Below are 2,765 nucleotides of genomic sequence, written 5' to 3'. Positions count from 1 at the left end.
TCGCCCGCGCACACCCACACCATGATCGCCTACACCATCACAAGGGACGCGATCGACACGTCTGCTGTGTAGTAGACCGTCCGACCCTGCCGTGACCGGCTGATCCGGCCCTTGGCTACCAACTGCTCCAAGGTGCCTCGAACCACCGGGGTTTCCACGCGTCGGTCGGGAAGATTTTTCAGCAGCACCTGCGGCCCACGCCGCCGCGTGGGCCGATGCACAGGTCGGTAACGGCCCCAGCGGTGGGTCGGGGCGGCATAGCCGGCACAGCTCCACCGCCGGCCGGGCCGCGTACTGGGAGGCTTCCGCCGCGGTGAGTTCCTCGCCGTTGTCGATCCAGCACTCCCTCCGGTGCAGGATGCGGCATGGTGGCTGGCCGACCGCGGTAGGCAGGTGCTGCAGCCGCCACCCTGGAGCAGGTCCGGAAACCCAGGGTTGATCGCGGTGTCCACCTCGTAGGCCTGCTCGCCGGCGCGGCGCAGCTGCTCCACGGTGTGGGCCTCAATGATCTGCAGCCAAGCTTGGTCGACGGGCAGATAGAGCGGGGCGGGTGCGTCGGCTTGCTCGCGGATTCGGGCGAGCAGGCGGATCAGGTGGCCCTGGATGACCTGGAGCTCGTCTGGATCGCTGGGCAGGTCGTCGTGCACGTCGCTCCCGTGGGGTCAGGCGCTGTGACGGCGGTGAGCGAGCGGCGCCCAGGTGAGAGCGCCAGGGCCGAAACGGGCGATCACTTGGTCGACAACGGGGTCCAGGCGGTGTCCGGCCTCGCGCTCCGGGTCGAGGCTCAGCTGCACCGAGGCCCCCCTCGGCGCCGCTCAGCTGCTCGGCGCGAACCGAGATGCCCCGTACCCGGGCCCGCTGCAGCCCCATGCGCTCGAACAGTTCCAGGGCGGCGATGCGCAGATCGTCGGTGTACGCACTGGGCTCGCGTAGCGTCCGGGAACGGCTCACGCTGCTGCCTCCGGCAAACGCGATACCGACGGTGAGCACGCGGGCGACCTGGTCGCGCTCGCGCAGCTGGTGCGCGACGTCCACCACGGCGTGAAGGATTTCCCGCCCGATCACTGTGGGGTCGAGGGTGTCGCCGTCCAGGCCCCGCTGGACGGCGATGCTCTGCGGCAAGGCGGTGGCGACCACCGGCCGCAGGTCGATGCCCCGGGCCCGCTCATGGACCAGCCTCGCCTGTACGCGGCCCTCGAGGACCCGCTGCAGTGTCTCGACGGGCAGGCGCGCCACCTGGCCGACGGTGCGCAAGCCGTAGCGCTCCAGGGTGGCGGCCTGTGCCAGCCCGACGCCGTACAAGTCCTGGACCGGCAGTGGGTCGAGGAAGGCCCGCACCGCCTGATGGTCGTCGGGGACCACGCGGATGCCACCACGGCCGGGGTGGGCGGACGCCATCGCGGCCACCGCCCAGCTCGGGCCGACGCCCACCTGCAGTGGGAGGCCAAGGGTGCCAAGGGCTCGTGTGCGGATCCGCAGGGCCAGCTCGTAGGGCGTGCGGTCCCTTCTCTGGGGTACCGCAATCGTGCGTACGGCGTGATCGCGTGTTAGCGCTGCTCAGCAGCCTGGGTTGGCAGCTTAACCAGCGCAACAGGTGTGGCGCCATCATTGATCTGGGTGATCAGGGGCCGAGCTGGTGGGCCCTGGACTCCTCTGTACACCGTGCGTCTCGCCTGAGGCCAGTTGCGCGCCTGGACCGGCCCCCCTCTTCGGTCCAGGCCGCGCGTGTTTGGTCAGGGGTTCAGCAGCAGCGGCCGGCTGCGGTGGCCGCGGGTTCGGGCGGGGTGGTGTCGGCGCTGCAGCAGGTGCTGGCCGGTTGCTTGGTCAGGTCGCCGGCGTCGGCCTTGACGACGTAGACCTCCCAGGGCTCCTTGCCGGGGCCGTGGCCCCACCTTGTCCTGTAGGGCGTAGCGGCAGGTGGTGTCGTTCTCCTCGGTGGTGGCCAGGCCCGCCAGGTCCAGTCGGCGGGTGGCGGTGGTGACGTCGTCGCCAAGGTGGTCCATGCGGGTGTTCTCGCCGGGCTTGTCTTGGAACAGGACGAGCTTGAGCGGGGGTGGCGGCCGCCGCTGGTGGTGGCGGGTGCGCCGATGCCGATCTGCAGGACGGCCGGGGCAGCGCAGCAGCCGCCACCTGCGTCCTGGGTGGTGTCGGGCTGGTCGAACAGGCCGGCGCCGCCGCACACGCCGGTGGCGGGGAGGGTGAGCTCGACGCGTTCGGCGGCCTCGCGGTCGCCGGCGATGGCGGCGGCGATGGAGCGGGTCTGCTCATAGCCGGTCATGGTCAGGAAGGTCGGGGCGCGGCCGTAGGACTTCATGCCGACCAGGTAAACGCCCTGCTCGGGGTGGGACAGTTCGTTCACGCCATGCGGGTAGACGGTGCCGCAGGAGTGCACGTTGGGGTCGCTCAGCGGGGCGAGGGCGGTGGGGGCCTGCAGGCGCTCGTCCAGGCCGAGCCGGATCGCCGACAGGAACGTCAGGTCGGGACGGAACCCGGTCAGCGCGATGACCTCGTCGACGGGCTCCAGGCGCCGTCCGTCCTCGGCGACCAGGACCAGGCGGCCGTCAGTGTCGCGCTCGATGGCCCCGGTGCGGAAGTCGGTCACGGTGTCGGCGTGGCCGTCGTCGACGGCGGCCTTGGGGGCAAGGCCCAGGGCCCCGCGGGCGGGGAGCTGGCCCCTGCTCCAGCCCGTGCGGCCCGGCAGCGACGACAGGGATGGCGGTCTGTTTCGAAGCCAGTGGGCGCGAGCCCATGTGACGAGCCTGCTT

Annotated in this window: 3 protein-coding genes and 1 pseudogene; 1 reads left to right on the top strand and 3 read right to left on the bottom strand. The window is 71.4% G+C overall.

All coding sequences use genetic code 11. The annotated features are described in order from the left end of the window. Both AC3EUJ_RS37055 and AC3EUJ_RS37050 read right to left on the bottom strand, forming a co-directional pair. On the bottom strand, nt 1–357 hold a 357-nt coding region (locus AC3EUJ_RS37055), incomplete at its 3' end, for a DUF6233 domain-containing protein (RefSeq protein WP_431969380.1). 144 nt (nt 358–501) lie between these two features. Beyond that, entirely contained in the window at nt 502–1,065 is a 564-nt protein-coding gene (locus AC3EUJ_RS37050) for a DinB/UmuC family translesion DNA polymerase (RefSeq protein ID WP_431969378.1), read from the bottom strand. On the opposite strand from AC3EUJ_RS37050, the gene AC3EUJ_RS37045 reads away from it, so the two are divergent. Further along, entirely contained in the window at nt 1,042–1,551 is a 510-nt protein-coding gene (locus AC3EUJ_RS37045) for a hypothetical protein (RefSeq protein ID WP_431969382.1), read from the top strand. The genes AC3EUJ_RS37050 and AC3EUJ_RS37045 overlap by 24 nt on opposite strands. A 190-nt stretch (nt 1,552–1,741) precedes the next feature. Here AC3EUJ_RS37045 and AC3EUJ_RS37040 read toward each other — a convergent pair. After that, a pseudogene (locus AC3EUJ_RS37040) lies at nt 1,742–2,765 on the bottom strand (hypothetical protein); the annotation flags it as partial.

The sequence above is a fragment of the Actinacidiphila sp. bgisy160 genome (genome assembly GCF_057707815.1).
The sequence above is the reverse complement of the archived record's forward strand: the minus strand, read 5'-3'. Positions and strand labels throughout refer to the sequence as shown.